Below are 213 nucleotides of genomic sequence, written 5' to 3'. Positions count from 1 at the left end.
GTGTTTCCCGCGTAATGTCATCTCTTGTCACCCCACAGGTGCGGAAAAGCCGATGTGCTTTCCGGCCTCAAGCGGGACTAAATCCAGTTGGTTTCGAATCATTCTTGTAGTGGTTTTGGGGCTGGCGTAGGATGAAAAATCCATTTCGTGAAGGTTCAGCGTGGGATTGGTGTGCTCGTTTCGGGTGCGCCGGTTGTTATGTGGTTCTGGATT

The 213-nt window shown here is 51.2% G+C and carries 1 protein-coding gene; it reads right to left on the bottom strand.

Annotated elements, in window-relative coordinates; all coding sequences use genetic code 11:
* Nucleotides 1–27: 27 nt before the first annotated feature.
* Nucleotides 28–213 (bottom strand): hypothetical protein (locus tag HB677_RS18210; RefSeq protein ID WP_213817158.1); only part of this gene is annotated, 186 nt, incomplete at its 5' end.

It is taken from the genome of Glaciihabitans sp. dw_435 (assembly GCF_018449675.1).
GTDB lineage: Bacteria > Actinomycetota > Actinomycetes > Actinomycetales > Microbacteriaceae > Glaciihabitans.
This window is presented reverse-complemented; position numbering and strand designations above follow the sequence as displayed.